The organism is Bacillus sp. FSL W8-0519 (genome assembly GCF_038005585.1).
GTDB lineage: Bacteria > Bacillota > Bacilli > Bacillales > Bacillaceae_G > Bacillus_A > Bacillus_A paranthracis.
Genome location: NZ_JBBOTL010000001.1, coordinates 1,905,767 through 1,924,690 on the forward strand (window position 1 = coordinate 1,905,767; position 18,924 = coordinate 1,924,690).

The 18,924-nt window shown below is 33.8% G+C and carries 17 protein-coding genes; 13 read left to right on the top strand and 4 right to left on the bottom strand.

Going from position 1 to position 18,924, the window contains the following annotated elements; all coding sequences use genetic code 11:
- Positions 1-151 precede the first annotated feature (151 nt).
- From cydA to NST14_RS09930, 10 genes are all read left to right on the top strand, one after another.
- Positions 152-1,555 carry a cytochrome ubiquinol oxidase subunit I gene (gene cydA, locus NST14_RS09885; RefSeq protein ID WP_000448876.1) on the top strand — a complete coding sequence of 468 codons (1,404 nt, stop codon included), beginning with the start codon at positions 152-154 and terminating at the stop codon, positions 1,553-1,555.
- Positions 1,542-2,558 carry a cytochrome d ubiquinol oxidase subunit II gene (gene cydB / locus NST14_RS09890; protein WP_000950063.1) on the top strand — a complete coding sequence of 339 codons (1,017 nt, stop codon included), beginning with the start codon at positions 1,542-1,544 and terminating at the stop codon, positions 2,556-2,558. The genes cydA and cydB overlap by 14 nt, the downstream gene beginning before the upstream one ends.
- Entirely contained in the window at positions 2,558-4,273 is a 1,716-nt protein-coding gene (gene cydD / locus NST14_RS09895) for a thiol reductant ABC exporter subunit CydD (protein WP_000824085.1), read from the top strand. The genes cydB and cydD overlap by 1 nt, the downstream gene beginning before the upstream one ends.
- Positions 4,274-4,275: 2 nt before the next feature.
- Complete coding sequence (gene cydC, locus NST14_RS09900) at positions 4,276-6,000, top strand: thiol reductant ABC exporter subunit CydC (RefSeq protein WP_163072623.1); 1,725 nt, start codon at positions 4,276-4,278, stop codon at positions 5,998-6,000.
- Between the two features lie 312 nt (positions 6,001-6,312).
- A complete protein-coding gene (locus tag NST14_RS09905; RefSeq protein WP_000662729.1) occupies positions 6,313-7,461 on the top strand; it encodes a hypothetical protein in 1,149 nt (382 codons plus the stop codon).
- Positions 7,462-7,567: 106 nt separating this feature from the next.
- A complete protein-coding gene (locus NST14_RS09910) occupies positions 7,568-10,129 on the top strand; it encodes a glycosyltransferase (protein WP_001260404.1) in 2,562 nt (853 codons plus the stop codon).
- A gap of 19 nt (positions 10,130-10,148) precedes the next feature.
- Positions 10,149-11,279, top strand: coding sequence for a DegT/DnrJ/EryC1/StrS aminotransferase family protein (locus NST14_RS09915; RefSeq protein WP_000427955.1), 1,131 nt, complete (start codon positions 10,149-10,151; stop codon positions 11,277-11,279).
- The gene (locus tag NST14_RS09920) at positions 11,272-11,838 is read left to right on the top strand and encodes an acyltransferase (protein ID WP_001084169.1); all 567 of its coding nucleotides are present in this window, start codon (positions 11,272-11,274) and stop codon (positions 11,836-11,838) included. The genes NST14_RS09915 and NST14_RS09920 overlap by 8 nt, the downstream gene beginning before the upstream one ends.
- Before the next feature lie 128 nt (positions 11,839-11,966).
- Positions 11,967-12,188, top strand: coding sequence for a hypothetical protein (locus NST14_RS09925; protein WP_000459104.1), 222 nt, complete (start codon positions 11,967-11,969; stop codon positions 12,186-12,188).
- Between the two features lie 90 nt (positions 12,189-12,278).
- A complete protein-coding gene (locus NST14_RS09930; RefSeq protein ID WP_000695301.1) occupies positions 12,279-12,725 on the top strand; it encodes a DUF6376 family protein in 447 nt (148 codons plus the stop codon).
- Positions 12,726-12,760: 35 nt separating this feature from the next.
- Here NST14_RS09930 and NST14_RS09935 read toward each other — a convergent pair whose 3' ends face one another.
- From NST14_RS09935 to NST14_RS09945, 3 genes are all read right to left on the bottom strand, one after another.
- A complete protein-coding gene (locus NST14_RS09935; RefSeq protein WP_229142989.1) occupies positions 12,761-13,099 on the bottom strand; it encodes an EamA family transporter in 339 nt (112 codons plus the stop codon).
- Complete coding sequence (locus tag NST14_RS09940; protein ID WP_000805123.1) at positions 13,092-13,433, bottom strand: EamA family transporter; 342 nt, start codon at positions 13,431-13,433, stop codon at positions 13,092-13,094. The genes NST14_RS09935 and NST14_RS09940 overlap by 8 nt, the downstream gene beginning before the upstream one ends.
- Before the next feature lie 143 nt (positions 13,434-13,576).
- Positions 13,577-14,578: a S66 family peptidase gene (locus tag NST14_RS09945; protein WP_229142990.1), complete on the bottom strand. Its 1,002-nt coding sequence runs from the start codon at positions 14,576-14,578 to the stop codon at positions 13,577-13,579.
- A 205-nt stretch (positions 14,579-14,783) separates the two neighbouring features.
- Here NST14_RS09945 and NST14_RS09950 point away from each other — a divergent pair, with 205 nt between their 5' ends.
- Positions 14,784-15,737: a D-alanyl-D-alanine carboxypeptidase family protein gene (locus NST14_RS09950; protein ID WP_229142991.1), complete on the top strand. Its 954-nt coding sequence runs from the start codon at positions 14,784-14,786 to the stop codon at positions 15,735-15,737.
- Between the two features lie 243 nt (positions 15,738-15,980).
- Positions 15,981-16,583, top strand: a complete 603-nt coding sequence (locus tag NST14_RS09955; RefSeq protein ID WP_001993708.1) for a nitroreductase family protein — start codon at positions 15,981-15,983, stop codon at positions 16,581-16,583.
- Between the two features lie 108 nt (positions 16,584-16,691).
- On the opposite strand, the gene NST14_RS09960 is transcribed toward NST14_RS09955, so the two are convergent.
- Positions 16,692-16,862, bottom strand: a complete 171-nt coding sequence (locus tag NST14_RS09960) for a DNA mismatch repair protein MutT (RefSeq protein ID WP_229142992.1) — start codon at positions 16,860-16,862, stop codon at positions 16,692-16,694.
- Positions 16,863-17,539: 677 nt separating this feature from the next.
- Between NST14_RS09960 and entFM the strand changes: the two genes are divergently transcribed.
- Positions 17,540-18,826, top strand: coding sequence for an enterotoxin EntFM (gene entFM / locus NST14_RS09965; RefSeq protein ID WP_074532117.1), 1,287 nt, complete (start codon positions 17,540-17,542; stop codon positions 18,824-18,826).
- Positions 18,827-18,924 lie beyond the last annotated feature (98 nt).

Sequence of the window (18,924 nt, forward strand, 5' to 3'; positions counted from 1 at the left end):
TAGCATTACAATAGTTTGAAAAACTGAAACTTCGTATTTTTCGACAATACATACAAAATGTTTTTGTCTTTTCGTATTTCTTAATAATTGAGCTTGATAAGATTGCTCAATTAACTTTTATTATAAAAACTATGAAGGAAGTGATTGTAGTATGGAAACGCTCGAATTGGCACGAATACAATTCGCATCAACAACGATTTTCCATTACTTTTTTGTTCCGCTGTCTATTGGTTTAGCTTTTATCATTGCGTTAATGCAAACGTTATATGTGGTAAAGGGACAAGAAATTTATAAGAAGATGACGAAGTTTTGGACACAAATATTCCTTGTTAACTTTGCGGTAGGTGTAGTAACTGGTATTTTACAAGAATTCCAGTTTGGTATGAACTGGTCAACCTATTCACGTTTCGTAGGTGATGTGTTTGGTCCATCACTTGCGATTGAAGGTTTATTAGCATTTTTCATTGAGTCTACATTTTTAGGTTTATGGGTATTCGGTGAGGATAAATTACCGAAGCGCATTCACCTTTTATGTATTTGGCTCCTTTCAATTGGAACAATGTTATCAGCATTTTGGATTTTAACTGCAAGTGCATTTATGCAATCGCCAGTAGGATATGAAATGGCAGCAGATGGACGTGCACAAATGAATGATTTCTTAGCAATTATTCAAAATCCACAATTATGGGTACAATTCCCGCATACCATTACAGCGGCAATTGCAACGGGTGCATTCTTTATTGCAGGTGTGAGTGCATGGAAAATAACGAAAGCCCAAGAAACGGAAGTGTTTAAAAAATCATTCCGCATTTCTATCATTGTTGGAACACTTACAACGGCGCTAGTATTATTCTTCGGTCATGCGCAAGCGCAACAATTAATCAAAACACACCCAATGAAAATGGCGGCTGCTGAAGCGTTATGGAATACGAGTGAAGATCCAGCGCCATTTACTGTATTTGCGAAAATTGATGCAGAGAAGAAAGAAAATTCGTTTGAAATTCAAATCCCTTATATGCTAAGCCTATTATCATTTGATAAATTTAGCGGTCAAGTAGAAGGGATGAATCAAATTCAAAAGCAATATGAAGAAAAATATGGGCCTGGAGATTATATTCCGCCAGTACACACGATGTTTTGGAGTTTTAGAGCGATGGTAATGAGTGGAACATTTATGCTTCTTCTAGGAGCGTACGGTTGGTTCTTATCCAAAAAGGACCGTTTAGCTGAAAAAACTTGGTATTTAAAATTAATGGTGTATGCAATTTCACTACCGTTTATCGGTAATACAGTAGGATGGATTATGACTGAAATGGGACGTCAGCCTTGGGTAGTCTTCGGTGTTATGAAAACGGAAGATGCTGTATCTCCAAATGTTACGTTCGGAGAAGTGTTATTCTCTTTAGTTTCATTCACATCACTATATTTAATTATAGGTGGAATTACCATTTACTTATTCGTTCGTATCATTAAAGGACATGAGAATAAGAAAGCGAAACAGGATTCTCAAAGCCATGATCCATTTGATAAGGAGGATGAGTATGTTATCTCTTAATGAGTTGTGGTTTATCATTATTGCAATTTTATTCGTAGGCTTCTTTGTACTTGAAGGTTTCGATTTCGGTGTAGGTATAGTTTCAAGGTTTTTAGGAGAAAACGATTTAGAGAAAAGGATTTACTTAAATACAATTGGCCCATTTTGGCATGCGAATGAAGTATGGCTTGTTTGTGCAGGTGGCGCTATGTTCGCAGCATTCCCGCACTGGTATGCAACTTTATTTAGTGGGTTTTACATTCCTTTTGTATTTATGCTTCTTGCTTTAATTATAAGAGGTGTTTCCTTTAAATTCCGTGCGAAAATAGACAATCATAAATGGAAAGGTTTTTGGGATTGGGGTATGTTTTTAGGAAGTTTATTACCACCTATCCTTTGGGGAGTTGCCATTGCTAACTTTATGGTAGGTATTCCAATTGATGAGACGAAAAATGCTGTAGGTGGATTCCTACAATTACTTCATCCCTTTGCATTACTTGGAGGAGTTATGTTCCTTCTGCTATGTATTGTTCACGGCTTGCAATTCCTTACAATACGTACAACTGGTAAGTTAAGAGAACGTGCACGTATTGCTGCATTGAAAATTGCACCACTTGCAATTATAGCGCTTCTTATTTTTGCTAGTGTAGGGTTATGGAAAACAGATATTTTCACTGGTCATGGTACAGAATGGATTATGGTTCCGATTGGAGCTTTTGTAGCATTATGTGTGTCAACATTATTAAATAAAAGAAGAAGAGATGGTTGGGCTTTCTTTATGACAAGTTTAACAATCATTTTACTAAGTGCGAGTGTGTTTGCCGGCATGTTCCCGCGTGTCTTAATTAGTTCGTTAGGGTCAATATACGATTTGACAATTTATAATGCAGCATCAGGAGATTATGCACTAAAACTGATGACGTATTTTTCAATTGCTATATTGCCATTTGTATTGGGAAGTCAAATATGGAGTTTCTATGTGTTTAGACAACCTGTTAAGTCAGATAAAGATTTGGAGTACTAATGAAAAGAAAAAGAGGACTTCCGTCGTATCCTGGTAGCCGAGTTTTATATGTAGTGCTAACAATCATTAGCATGTTAGAAGCTTTTAGTATTATTGCACAAACAGTGTTTTTAGCGCGGGCTATTACGTTTTTATTTCAGGGAGAAGCAGTGCAATCTATGTTAAATGAAACTGTTTATTTTGGAATCACGTTTGCAGTACGTCATTTGCTAGTTCGAATGTCACAAATATTAGTGGAACGTTTCGCTGAACAAACAGGATCGCTACTGAGAAAACAATTAATAGAGGCGTATTTCACATTAGGTCCACGGTATGTTCAAACTGTTGGAACAGGTCATCTGGTTACCTTATCGATAGAGGGTATTGAGAAATTTAAAACATATATTGAATTAACAATTCCTAAAATGATTAGAAGTAGTATCGTACCAGGACTAATTGTACTATATGTTTTTACACTAGATATTGAGTCAGGAATCATTTTAGTTGTAACGATTCCTATCGTAATTATTTTTATGATCCTACTAGGATTAGCAGCGCAGAAAATGGCGGATAGCCAATATGAAACATATCGTGTTCTTTCTAATCATTTTGTAGATACGTTAAAAGGATTAGAAACATTAAAGTATTTAGGTCAAAGTAAACAACACGAAGGAAAGATTGAAAAAGTAAGTAAAAGATATAGAAAAGCAACGATGCGTACTTTGCGAGTTGCTTTTCTTTCTTCATTTGCATTAGATTTCTTTACGAGTTTATCAATTGCATTTGTAGCGGTCGGATTAGGGATACGTTTAATAGATGGAACAATTGTACTATTGCCAGCCCTTACGATTTTAATTTTAGCTCCGGAATACTTCTTGCCGATTAAACAAGTTGGAGCAAATTATCATGCTACGTTAGATGGACAACTTGCAATGGAGCAAATAGAAGAGATTTTACAGCGACAAAAAGAAATAGGGAAGAAAGAATCTAATGTAGACTTAATATGGAATTCAACTAGTAATTTGAAATTACAAGATGTAAAAGTAAAGAATGATGAATCTGAAAAAGCTATATTAGAGGAAATTGATTTTACTTGGAAAGGCACTGGCGCTATAGGTGTAATTGGTGAAAGTGGAGCAGGAAAATCAACGTTAATCGACGTATTAGCAGGGTTTTTAACTCCTTCAGCTGGAAAGATGATTGTAAATGGTGTGGAAATTGACGGGGCTACTCGTGAAGAGTGGCAAAAGAATATTGCTTATATTCCGCAGCAACCTTATATTTTCCCGCTTTCATTAAAAGATAACATTTGTTTCTATGAAACAAATACAACGGATGAAGAAGTGGAAAGAGTTATGAATGAAGTTGGTCTTCGTTCACTCGTTACATCGCTTCCAAATGGAATGTATGAAAGAATTGGAGAAGGTGGGCGTATGCTGAGTGGCGGACAAGAACAACGTGTCGCAATGGCACGAGCCCTTTTAAGCAAAAAGCCAATTATTTTATTAGACGAGCCTACAGCACATCTTGATATTGAAACTGAATTTGAAATAAAGCAAGCGATGTTACGTCTGTTTGAAGGTAAGTTAGTATTTCTTGCAACACATCGTCTTCATTGGATGAAACAGATGGATCATATTCTTATTTTAAATAAAGGGAAAATGATAGAAAGCGGAACGTATGAAGAACTTGTAAAGAATGAAGCATTACATTTTCGCAGGAAAGAGAGGGGATAGAGATGAGTAACTGGATTAAACCGTATATACAGCAAAATAAAGGTAGAATGACTGTAACTATTTTCCTTGGTCTTCTTGGAGTTAGTTCAGGTGCGATGCTACTTTTCATTTCAGGTTATTTAATCTCTAAATCTGCTCTTAGACCAGAAAATGTAATGGCTGTATATGTTCCTATCGTTGCAACACGTGCGTTTAGTATAGGACAAGCGGTATTTCATTATGTAGAGCGTTTAGTTGGACACGATGTTGTATTACGCATATTAGAAAAGATGAGAACGAAACTATATGGGATAGTAGAACCACAGGCGTTATTTTTCCGTTCACGATTTCAAACGGGCGATATGTTAGGCGTATTATCCGAAGATATAGAGCATTTACAAAACCTATATTTACGTACAATATTTCCTAGCATATTAGCATTAGTTGTATATAGCATATTCGTACTTGTTATCGGTACATTTGACGTAGTGTTTGCACTTATTGCAGCATGTATGTTGGCTATTATCGTTTTTCTTCTTCCATTTATATCATTACTTTTAATGAAGAAACATCATGTTACTTTAAAGCAAGGAAGAAACCGTTTGTACCAACAACTAACAGATGCTGTTTTTGGATTATCTGATTGGCAAGCAAGTGGTAGAAAAGATGAATTCATTGATAAGTATGTAGATCAAAATGCTCAGTTGTTAAAAACGGAAAAAAGAATGAAGCGCTGGAATCATATTCGGGACAGTATTATTCAATTAGTAGTGGGTATTGTAGTTATTTCAATGATTATATGGACTGGAAATGAGGCGGCGAGTGAACAGATTGCTCCTACCGTTATTGCGGCTTTCGTCTTAATGACGTTATCTGTCACAAACGCGTTAATTCCTCTGTCAGATGCTATCGATCGAATTCCATCATATGTAGAATCCGCTCATCGTCTCAATCAAGTAGAAGGTAATGGTATTTTACAGGATGAAAAGGGATTACCTAGAGATAAAGATTATGTTGCACCAAAACATATAGACATTGAATTAAATCATGTATCGTATCGTTACCCAGATAGCAATGAATTTGTATTGAAAGACGTATCATTACAAATAAAAGCAGGAAAAAAAATCGCCATTTTAGGAAGAAGCGGAACTGGAAAATCTACTTTGTTAAAATTGTTAACAGGTGCACTAAGCCCATTACAGGGTGAAGTTTTATTGAATAGTGAACATGCTCACACGAATCTTTTATCAAAATATATTTCTGTATTGAATCAAAAGCCGCATTTATTCGATACGACAATTGGGAATAATGTGCGAATCGGCAAACCAGAGGCAACAGATGAAGAGATATGGAATGCTTTAGAGAAAGCACAATTAGCTTCGCATGTTGCTTCTCTTCCAGATAGATTACAAACAAAAATGCATGAGATGGGGAAAAGGTTTTCTGGCGGGGAAAGACAACGGGTTGCTTTTGCTAGAACGCTAATGCAAGAAGCACCAATCATTGTACTAGATGAACCTACAATCGGCTTAGATCCAAAGACAGAATTATCTTTAATAGAAACAATGTTTTCTGCAACGGAAGAAAAGACAGTAATTTGGATTACGCACCATCTTGTAGGAATGGAGCATGTTGATGAAGTAATATTCCTTGATCGTGGTCAAATTGTGATGCAAGGTAGTCATGAACAACTTCTGAAAGAAAATGAAAAGTATCGTATGCTTTATGAGTTAGACAAAGGAATATAATTTTATCCGACTTTAATGGGCAGTAAGACCCCCACCTTAAAATGCAGTGAAAGCAAAGAAGTTAGGTGGGGGATCAACTGCCCATAAAAGTCCGATTGGTTCAACTAATAATCAGTGGGGGATGAAAAACCCCCCACTGATTAAAGCTTCACTTTATTAAGTATGTAATGGAAAAATAGCTACGCCTAATGGTGGAGCTATTTTTTGTTTTAAAATAAATATTCTATTCTTTTTTTGATGGATGGCAAATGTATATGATCGTTACGAATGAAAAATGAATTTCATATTATACATATAATGGAGGGGATATACGTGAAGGAGCAGTGTAAAATTATTGTTTTAAGTGATGAATTATCAAGGGAGAAGATTCAAAATACATTAGACAAAAATAAATGTAAAACAATCGTTCATGTTGTAGACGTTTCAGCTATTGTTCGTATAGAGAGTTCTTTTCAATATATAGTTATTTGGAGAGTGGACGCAGAAAAACTTGTAAATGAATTAATAAACAGGGGCGTGCAAAGTACAAAAATTATTAATTTAACAAAATACATGTATGAATGGAGGAATAAATTAATTTCTATCTATCAAATAAATCCGGATCTTATGTCTCTATACATTTCTATGAAAAAAGCAAAGGGTGATCCGACATATGAATTGTTTGCGACGGGCTTGTCTTATCCGCATTGTGGCATAAGTACAGAGCTCCTCTCAAAAAAGTCAATAAAACTAACACTTCCATCGCAAGATTTATACTATGATTATTTAATAGCATCACAACTTCTATCAAACGATCATTCCTTTCAATATTGTTTGATAGGAATAGCTTATTTCTCGTTTTACTTTGACATGTCGTTATCATCTGAATCATATAGAATTCACAAAGTATATTATCCATTGTTTCAAGACGGCCATCATACTGTAGTTCATTCTCCTCTATCCACTGATGGATTCTCACATCTAGATACCCCGAAACCACTTTTTTCTATTTTTAATTTGCATTTTGAATATATTTTATTAGACGAACTAACAGATGAATCATTGATATTGCCCTGGATAAATGCTGAATGGAATATCACTCCTCTTCACATTCCTTTTGAAGAACACGGAAAAATAAGAGCAGCTTCACATGCTAAATTGTCATATCCTCATACTTTAGTTGAAAATAAAACAATTTTTAAAACATATTTAGAATTACTTTTAAAACATGATATAAAACCACTAATTGTTGTATTCCCTGTTACTTCACATTATTTCAATTGTAGTAGTAAGAAATTAAAAGAAGATTTTTATAAAGTTATAAACGATTTTCAAGCTCAATATTCTTTTCAAATTATAGATTTATTTGATTCGCCATTATTTTGTGATGAAGATTTTTATGATAGTGATCATATGAATAAAAAAGGTGCAAATAAAATGTCCGTGTTATTAAATATGTTTATTCAGGAACGAAAAGTATGATATTTCGTTTCATTTCTGCATAAAAGTATATAGGCTCCATTCGGTTACAGTAATGTGATTTTTGTGTCGCGTATATAAATAATATGCGAAGAGGTGAGAGAGTAAAATGAGAACTCGTATTGAAAGAAATGAAGAGGTGGTAGATCAACTTCCGTTGGTAAGTGTATTAATTCCTACATATAATCGTCCTCGCTACTTTGAAGAGGCGTTACGTAGTGTGCTGGAACAAACGTACTCTAATATAGAAATTATAGTTGGAGATGATAGTACGAATGATGAAACAGAAAAGGTGTTACAAAAATACTTATGTGATCATTCAAATATTACTTATATAAAAAACAGGTCAACTCTCGGACAGTTTGAAAATGCTCTAATGTTATTTAATAAAGCGAGCGGTGAATATATAAATTTTTTAATGGACGATGATATCTTTCATGTGGATAAAATTGAAAAAATGATGAAGTATTTTTTCAATGATTTAGATAATGAAATTAAGCTTGTAACATCCCATCGTCAAGTAATTGATGAAAAAGGGAAAGAACTACGACATATTTATTCAACTGTCCGTTTATTTAAAGAGGATACGATTATAGAGGGAACAGAATTAGCAAATAGGGTAATTGTCGATCAAAAAAATTATATTGGAGAACCGACAACAGTTTTATTTCGTAAAAATGATTTACAAGAACCGTATGGGATTTTTGATAAGAGGAGGTATCTTTGTAACGTAGATATAGCTTCATGGTTATCTTTATTAAGTAAAGGAAAAGCGGTATATATTGCAGAGACACTGAGTTACTTTCGATTACATCCAGATCAACAGTTAAATGAATCTAATAAAATGATGGATGGATTAGAAGATTTTTCACATAGTATTATAGCTGGAGAAAAATATGGTTTCTTATCTAACGAAAAAGAGTTAGATGAAGCGATAACTAATTTTCTAGAATATGCAAGAAGGATAGTTCCATCATCAATATTATATACATTAGACTATTATCAAAAAATTAAAGAAAAGAAAATAAACATAGAAAAGAAAAAACAATATATAAATAATAATTCTCCTTTACCGAAAGTAAGTATACTTATTCCTGCGTACAATAGACCGTATTACTTGGAATTGGCGCTTAATAGTGCTCTGAATCAAACATATGAAAATATTGAAATTATTATTTCTGACGACAGTACAAATAATGAAGTCAATGCGATGATTCAACCGTATTTACGTGAATATAAGTGTATTACATATGTTAAAAATGAAACGCCGTTAGTTGCTGAAAACTTTAATAAGTGTGTAGAACTTGCGAATGGGGACTATATAAACTTTTTATTAGATGATGATTTATTTCATCATGAAAAGATCGAGAGAATGATGAAATACTTTTTGACGTTAGAAAATATTTCATTTGTGACGTCATATCGTGAACTGATTGATGAGAATGGAGAGATATTACCACCTTCAACATTAAATATGAAAATCGCGAAAGAAACTACGCTTTTTGAAGGAAAAGAATTAGGGAATTATATGTTAAAAAATTTGAAAAATATAGTTGGTGAGCCGACAACTGTTTTGTTTAATCGGGAATTGTTTGAAGGGAAGTTTGGGTATTTTAAAGGGAAGGCTTATTCTGCTATTAATGACATTGCAACTTGGCTAGACATGATGAGGAAAGGAAAAGTAGTTTATATACAAGAACCTCTTAGTTATTTTAGACAACATAGTGGACAAAATCAAAAACAAATGCATTTTATTTTAATGACAATTGACGAGTGGATTGAATTAATTATAGATGCATATAATAGTGGTTTTTTAAGTTCTGAAAGAGATTATAAAGAGAGCTTATCCTATTGTTTAGAGAATGCGGGATTTATAGTTAAGGATGCAGTAAGAAATGGAGAACTAGATCAAATTTATAATGAAAAGATTAAAAAGGGGTTAAACAAACTAGTTGCCCATATGTTTGAGAAAGAATGTTGTTATTGTCAATATTGCAATCAACAATTTGAAAAATTTTCACCTTGGCCAGCACGTTATGATTTTCCAAAATATAAATTTGAGATGTGGAATAAAGATACAGGGATATGTCCAGTTTGTAGTTCGATGGATCGTGAAAGATTGTATCGTGTGTACATTGAAACGGAAACGGACTTGTTAAGTAGAAAATATACTATGCTTCATATTGCACCTGAAGCGAATGTAAGAGATTGGTTTAACGAGTATAAAAATATTACGTATGTATGTGGGGATTTAGAGCCAAAGGATCCATTAATGAAGGAAATTGATGTTACAAGCATTACATATGATAGTAATACTTTTGATGTAATTTTATGTAGCCACGTATTAGAACATGTTCTTGATGATGGCAAAGCAATGCGAGAGTTATATAGGGTTCTAAAACCAGGTGGATGGGGAATTATTCAAGTACCCATCGTAATGAATGTGGATTCTATTATAGAGAATGAATTAATTGTAACTCCACAATTGAGGAAATTAGCTTTTGGTCAAGAAGATCATGTGAGAATTTATAATCAATCAGGGTTCATTCAACGATTAATGAATGCGGGATTTAAGGTGGAATTATATAACCTAGCTGAAAAACAAGGGATGAAAAGTGCTAGGAAATTTGGCTTATCTGAAACAGATATGCTCTATATTGTCCGAAAATGATAGGAAGGAATAGATAGATATGGAGAATATTCCTTTTTTACGTGCTTCAACTGTACCTGTAATTGAGTATTTGGATGAATTGAAGGAAATTGATACATCTCACATATATACGAATTACGGACCTATAAATCAACGTTTTGAACAAACAATTATGTCGGGATTTTTTCAGAACAGGGGAGCTGTTACAACAGTAGCAAACGCAACGTTAGGGTTAATGGCGGCCATTCAACTTAAGAAAAGAAAAAAAGGAAAATATGCTCTCATGCCTAGTTTTACATTCCCAGCGACTCCATTAGCAGCTATTTGGTGTGGATTGGAACCTTATTTTATTGATATTTCAATAGATGATTGGTATATGGATAAAACAGTACTTTTGGATAAGATTGAAGAATTAAAAGAAGAGGTTGCGATTGTTGTCCCGTACGCAACTTTTGGATCATGGATGAACTTAGAAGAATATGAAGAATTAGAGAAGAGGGGTGTTCCGGTTGTCGTAGATGCGGCACCGGGATTCGGATTGATGAATGGAAGTGTGCATTATGGACAGGATTTTAGTGGAATGATCGTATATAGTTTTCATGCAACAAAGCCTTTTGGAATTGGTGAAGGAGGGCTCATATATAGTAAAAATGAAGAAGATATACAACGTATTAAAAGAATGGGGAATTTCGGATTTGATACAAATCGTGAATGTACGATGATGGGGTTTAATTGTAAAATGTCTGAATATGCAGCCGCTATTGGGATTGCAACTATGAAAAAATGGGATGACAAATTAAAAGAACGCACCCGTATTTCTGAATGGTATAAACAATTGTTACAAAGTAATGGATTAATGAAAAAAGGGTGGCAACTCCAAAAGACAGAAGTAGTTATTCAGCAATTTATGCCTATTCTTTGTCCGGAAGAAGTTCGCAACAAACAAGTAATAGAAGACCTGAAAAAACAGAAAATAGAAGCTAGATTATACTTTTCGCCCTCTTGCCACCAACAAGTTCTTTTTAGAAACTATAAGTCTACAGATTTAACAAGAACGAATAAAATAGCAAAACGAATAGTAAGTTTGCCTTTATGGGAAGGAATGACGAAAGAAATAGTAGAACAAATTGTAAGATGTTTAGGTCAGAGGGCGGTGTTGGCAGATGAATAGTTTTTATAGTCAAGAAGAGCTAAAGAAAATTGGATTTTTATCAATTGGGAAGAATGTATTGATTAGTAAAAAAGCAAGTATATATAATCCAGGTGTTATATCAGTAGGTAATCATGTAAGGATTGATGATTTTTGCATTTTAAGTGGCAAAATTACAATTGGAAGTTATTCGCATATATCAGCGTATACAGCGTTATATGGAGGGGAAGTTGGGATTGAAATGCATGACTTTGCAAATATCTCAGCTAAAACAATCGTATATGCAGTACTAGATGATTTCAGTGGGAATACATTAATGGGACCAACTGTTCCGAGTCAATATAGGAATGTGAAAACAGAAAAAGTTATTTTAAAAAAACATGCGATTATTGGTGCTAATTCTATTATTTTTCCAAATGTAACTATAGGAGAAGGTACGGCAGTCGGTGCGATGAGTATGGTAAAAGAGAGTTTAGATGATTGGTATATTTATGCGGGAGTTCCCGTAAGAAAAGTAAAACCTCGTCAAAGAAAGATGCTAGAGTTAGAAATTGATTTTTTAAAAAACATTCATTCTTAACAAAAAGAAGGAATGTTTTTTATTTTTATGGTGCAGCATAGTGTGTATATAAACGTATTATGTTTTAAATTTTGCTGACCAAGGCAATACTGAGCCATAGTGAATGTAAAGTTGGAGGGCGAGCGTATATGTTTGATGAGGATGGGATTGTTTTAATTATGGAACCGGCTGATGAAAGAAATCTGAGGAGATTTATTTTTTCAGTACCAAAGTCAGTGTATGAAAAGAAGGGGCTTACATTACACTATGGAACAGCTATAGGACAAGGATATACGGATATAATTGAAGATATTATTAGCGTACATATAGAAGTAGATGTTGTAACAGTAATCGGGCATGTAAGAGGGTAAATAGCTATTTGAAAAAAGGTTATAAGTAATGTAGCTAGAAGTTAGGATAGAGAAACTTACAGACAATTATAAAGACGAAGGGAGCCTAAAATGAAAATAAAATCAACTTTAGTAGTATTTATAGTTACAATTGGCTTAATGGGATGTTCACTAGTAGAACAAGGAAAGAACTCCATAGATTATGCTCAAAAAGCGACAGACTATATAAATGAAATAAGTGCGTTTGCAAATGATGCACCAGCATTAGCTGAAAAGGCTGTTAATGATAGTGAAGCTCGAAAAGAATTAGAAGCGAAGCTTAGTGAAATTAAACAAGATATACCCGCTTTTAATGAATTAACACCGCCTGATGTAGCAAAGGATCTTCATCAGCAAATCGTCGGATATAACGAAAAGTTAAATACGTTAATTGATACGGCGATGACAAAGATAGAAGAAGGGAAAGTGAATGTAGAAGAGTTTAAAAACTCGGAGCTTATGCAGACGGTAGATCAAGTTCGAGATTTGAAAGAGAAGGTGCAAAATTTAGGTCAATAGTAAAAGGCTCCGTTTGTGATAAACGGAGCCTTTTACTATTGGATACAATAAACGATTACACCAACGATAATAATCATGTTGCCGATGAGTTTACGTTTCGTTATTTTTTCTCCTAGGAAATACCAACCGAAAATTAATATGATGATATAACTTAAGGATTCTAATGCTGATGCTTGTTTTAATACCATGCCCTTCATGGCGATAACATTTAATCCAGCGTTAATTACAAATAAAGAGTAGCCGATAATAACATAAGGATTCACATATTCTTTTATTCTAGAATCGTATTGTTGCAAAGTAGCTTTTTTTAATAATATTTGTGAGTAATTAGCTAAAATTATCCCGAAAATAAATAATAACATATAACTATTCATCTTTTGTCACCACCACAATTCCGACGATAATAATAGCTGCACCAAGTAAATGATTCCACTGAATCGTATCTCCAAATAGAAATACTGACCAAAGCATTGACCATAGTATAATAATCCCGCGATGTGAATATGCTTTTGATATTTCGAAATGTTTAATTACTTGTTGCCATAAAATTGCATATCCAAATAAAAGTATAACTAGTCCGAAATAAGCCATAAAAAATGAGATGGAAGCAATGGGGAATTTAGCCGCCCATTTCATGTAAACCATAATGATAGAATATATCAAAAAAGCTACATGTAAAAATAAGTAATTTTTAATAGTTGGTTTCATTTATTCACTCTCTTTTGCATATAAATATATATTTATACCTAATTTTTTTAATGATAGATATTGGAACGTATTTAGTTTAATCTTTCACATTCCAAATTATATAGTATCATGGCTTTTATTGTAAAACAATAAAAGCCATGTATTCATTTTTTCCAAGGTTCTACAATATGTATCGTTTTATTTGTTGCATCCAATTCTACTTGAACACCGATAGGCATGGTAATCATTGGATGTGTATGACAACAATCGAAGTCGGCTAGAAAAGGAATTCTTTGATTTTGAAGTACTTCTAATAGTATTTCAAAAGGTTTTCGATTTGTACCACAATCATCAAATTGCTCATGCTTTCCAAGAATGATACCTGAAATTTTATCAAATATACCGTTAATTTTAAGGAATGAAAAGCTTCTTTCAATAGTAGCTGCATCTTTTGAACTGTCCTCAATAAAGAGAATATCGCCTTCTTGAATACATGGCATAAAAGAGCTGCCCCAAATTCCTTGTATTGTATTTAAGTTGCCGCCAATTATCCGTCCGGTAGCTTGTCCATTTGTTACAGAAATCCAATTATTTGGTCTAAGTTCTTTTTCTTTCGTTTTCTCTTCCCAATTAATAAATTCGTCTGACCAAAATAAAGGTTGTTTTATGTTGTATGGAAGCGCTTGATCATGCAGTAATGTTTCTACAAAATATTTGTATGTATCATCTACAAAAGGCTCAAATTCTCCAAAGGAGGGAACGAGTGCCGGGCCGTAAAATGTAGGGAGTCCTGTTTTTGCATAAATCCCTAGTAATAAAGCTGTTGCATCTGAATACCCAATCATTATTTTAGGGTTATTTAGAAAAGCATCATAATCAATATAAGGCAATAAGGAATTTGAATTCATGCCACCAATTGTTGACATGATACAAGAAACATTCGGGTTTCTTATTAAAGCATTTAGTTCCTCAGCACGCTCTTGTATACTACCCGAACGATAATAATCATATCGACCTGTTAGTGAACCTTCTAATATATGAAATCCTTTCTGTTGTAAGTAAGATTTCGCTCGTTCAAATCTTTTAGGAGAAGTGTAGGTTACTGGAGAAGAAGGGGAGTAAATCCCAATTGTATCTCCGTATTTTAATGATTTTGGAAGTGGCATTTGTATGAATCCCTTCAATTAATAGTTTTATTCATAAGGTTTATCATTGAATATTCTTATATTTCGGTATTGTTATTGTAACATACATGCATTGAAATAATAATTGCTGTAGATGAATAAATATGCTTTTTACCTTGACGATATAAAGGGAAAGTTGTTATGGTTAAATGTGAGTGTATAAAAGGTTTGTTAAAGGAGTTTTGAAATGAAGCGGTTAAAATGGGGAAGGCTGACAGTCCTATTAGTCATTGTTTTAGGGATATGTTGGTTCTTATTCCAAGGAACTCAAAAGAGTGCAACAAGTTTAGAGGGACAACCTTTACAAGTGGCAGAACTACCTAAAACAGGATTAGTTGAAAAAGTAGTCCCACCAAAGTACATACCACCGGAAATTGATGCAAAAGCAGCTATGATTATTGATGCGAGTAATGGAGATGTTATTTATCAACATAATGAAAATGAGGCTTTTGCGCCAGCAAGTATGTCTAAGATGATGACAGCATATCTTCTATTAGAAAATGTACATAATGGGAAAGTTCGCTGGGAAGATCCGGTGAAAATGAGTGCGAAAGCGGCACAAACAGAGGGAGCGAGAATCCCAGTACAAGTTAATGACACATTAACTGTTAAAGATTTATATCATGCATTAATGATTGAGTCAGCTAATAATTCAGCTGTGGCTTTAGCAGAACATATGGCAAAATCGGAGAAAGATTTCGTTCAGCTTATGGATGCAAAAGCGAAACAGTTCAAAATGTCGGAACATGCTAAATTTGCAAATGCTTCTGGATTACAAGAGCCCGATGGAAGTGAAACAAAAATGACGGCTGGTGATGTAGCAAACTTGGCGTATCATCTTATAAAAGATTACCCAGAAATATTAGAAGTGACTCACTTACGTCAAAGTCAGTTAGCATTTAATAATATTAATGTTATAAGTACAAATGATATGTTAAACAAAAATAATAAAGCTTTATATATAGAAGGAATAGACGGATTAAAAACAGGATTTACAGATAACGCAGGGTATTGTTTTACGGGTACAGCAAAACAAGGTGATACTCGTATTATTACAGTTGTTATGGGAACAAAAGGTAAAACGAAGCGTTTTACAGAGACGAATAAGCTAATGTCTTATGCATTCGGCTTAGTTAATTAAGTGAAATACTGAGTTGGATCATCATATAAGAAAGGCAATTTGTTGTTACGTACTATCGGTAACAGCAAATTGCCTTTTATTTTTTAGCACTAATAAAGTAAAAAGGTAAAAAATGTGAGTGTTATTATTTGAGTTTATTATTGTTTGTTTATATTATAAAGTTAGAAACTTATTAATGATAAGTTTTGAGGGGCATATGATGTGTACATAGGAAAAAGCCTCAAATGAAAATTGGAGGGAATTATGATGGCAAAAGATTTTTACTCAGCGATTGAAGACAGAAGATCTATTTACGCAATTAGTAAAGAACAAGTAGTTTCTGATGAAAAAATTCAAGAAGTGATTTATCATGCTGTAAAACATACACCTTCAGCTTTTAACTCTCAGAGTGCTCGCGTTGTCGTCTTGCTTGGAGAACAACACGATAAGTTATGGGATATTACGAAAGAAACGTTACGAAAAATTGTACCTGAAAATAACTTCGCTTCTACGGAAGAAAAAATGAATGCATTTAAAAGTGGTTATGGAACAGTTCTATACTTCGAAGATAGTGAAGTGGTGGAAGAACTGCAAGAAAAATTTGCATTATACAAAGAGAACTTTCCAATTTGGTCTCAGCAATCCTCTGGAATGTTACAATTTGCAATTTGGACAGCTTTGGAAATTGAAGGGTTTGGTGCTACATTGCAACATTACAATCCATTAATTGATGAAGAAGTGAGAAAAGAATGGGGAGTTCCAGAAAATTGGAAGCTTATTGCGCAAATGCCGTTTGGTAAACCGGTTGTACCTGCAGGTGAAAAAGAATACCAGCCTTTAGAAAACCGTGTAAAAATTTATAAATAATGTAGGAACGAGTGGGGGAATTGTTTATCCCCCACTAATTATTATTTGAACCAATCGGGGTTTTGCTACTTATAAAAAGGTGAACAGGGATACAACCTGTTCACCTTTTTATAAGTAGTAAGGATTTTTTTGATAGGAATTTTTTATCTGATTTTTTAATTCGTTTTTACGTGTTTCAATAGTTGATATTTTTTGTAAGGTAATAATTGAAACGAATTGAAAAAAAGCATAGTACAGTTCTATATTTTTATTTATAGGATCATCTATTATGTTATTCATAAATATACCTCCCTTTTGATTCCACTATTTGCAAGCAATAAAACGCTCATCTTAAAATTCAATTGCTTTCCGTGTAGGGTAAATAAAATGTGTATAGATTAAGACGCTACTATATATATGATAATATAAATACCCTATAAATTCCATAGACAGTTAAAAATGGGTAGCGGAATGTGTACTTTCGTCAAATTAGAACAGAATTTTTGAAGTTAAATCTTACAAATCGTCAAATCTTTTAAAAGTGATAGATAGTATCAAAAATAGTTTTCTAAAAATATTATACTATTGATAAAAAAAGTGTTTTTTGTCATGATAAGAGTATGCTTCATGGGAGGAACTATACTAAGTAATACATTCTTTGCATTGTGTTAGATGAATAGAATTTTTCAAAGTGGATAGAAAAATATTTACTAAGATAATGAATGGTATGTCGAATTTTCAATGAAATACATAAGAAATATGAAAAAAGCATTGCAAAAAGAGTAAGTTTAATGGTAAAGTTCACATGAAGTTCACACGGATTTCACTTCATTCATTTAAAATGAACTCTGTGTGAAAAATAAAACTCTTGCTAAAAAATGGAACTTAATGAATATTTTACTTTGATAATATTGTAAAGTATTAAGTTTATAAGTTTTTTTAAAGAGGATAGTAGGGAAAGGAAGTAAAGACAACTTATGAAAAAAGTAATTGCAGGTTTAGCAGCAGCTTCTGTAGTAGGTGTTGCAGTTCCAGGTATGGATTCTGCTCAAGCACAAGTTTCAAACGAAGCGCTAAAAGAAATTAATGGACAAACTCAAACTCAAACTCAAACGACTGTAACTGAAACAAAAAATGTAGAAACAAAATCTGACTTAAAATACACAGTAACTGCTGATGTATTAAATGTTCGTTCAGGTGCTGGTACAGGACATAGCGTTATTTCTAAAGTAAAACAAGGTCAAGTACTACAAGTAATTGGACAAGAAAACGGTTGGTTCAAAGTAACTGTAAACGGTCAAACTGGTTATGTAAGTGGTGACTTCGTAACGACTGGTGGTAAAACAGGAACTACTGTTCAACAAGGAACTGGTACTTACACAGTAAACGTTTCTTCACTTAACGTACGTACAGGCCCAAGTACATCTCATACAGTATTAGGCTCTGTAAATAAAGGTAAAACAGTACAAGTTGTTGGTGAAGTACAAGATTGGTTTAAAATCAACTTCAATGGTGGAACTGGATACGTAAGCAAAGACTTCGTAACAAAAGGTGGTTCTGCTGTATCTAACCAAACACAACAACCAACTACAAACAACAATACTACTACAGTTCAAACTGGTGGTTCTTATGTTGTTAACACTGGTGCTCTAAAAGTACGTACAGGCCCAGCTACATACAACGCTGTAATTGGTGGCGTAACAAACGGTACAGTATTAAACGTTACTGGCGCTGAAAATGGTTGGTACAAAATTAACCATAACGGCCGTGCAGGTTACGTAAGTGCAGACTTCGTTAAGTTTGTAAAAGGCGGAGTAAACAACGTTACAAATAACAATAACGTTACAAATAACGTTCAACAACCAGGTAAAGACGTACAAAAACCAACAACAGGTGGAAATACATCTTCAATCGCTGGTTTCGCTAGATCTTTAAATGGTTCACCGTACAGAACTGCTGGTACAACACCTGCTGGTTTTGACTGCAGTGGATTCATTCACTACGTATTAAATCAAACTGGTCATAAAGGCGCTCGTCAAACAGTTGCTGGATACTGGAGCTCTAAAACAAAAACTAGCAATCCACAACCAGGTGATTTAGTATACTTCCAAAACACTTATAAATCAGGTCCTTCTCACATGGGTGTTTACTTAGGAAACGGTCAGTTCATTAGTGCAGAAACTGATGCAACTGGCGTACGTATTAGTTCAGTAAGCAACTCTTACTGGAGCAAGCACCTTTTAGGTTACACAAAAGCATACTAAGAAAAAGTAGTTTATATACTTTTCGAATAGAGAAAAGGCTTTCCAGGGAAACTTGGGAAGCCTTTTTATAGTTGAATAAATTGGGAGTATAGTAGTTT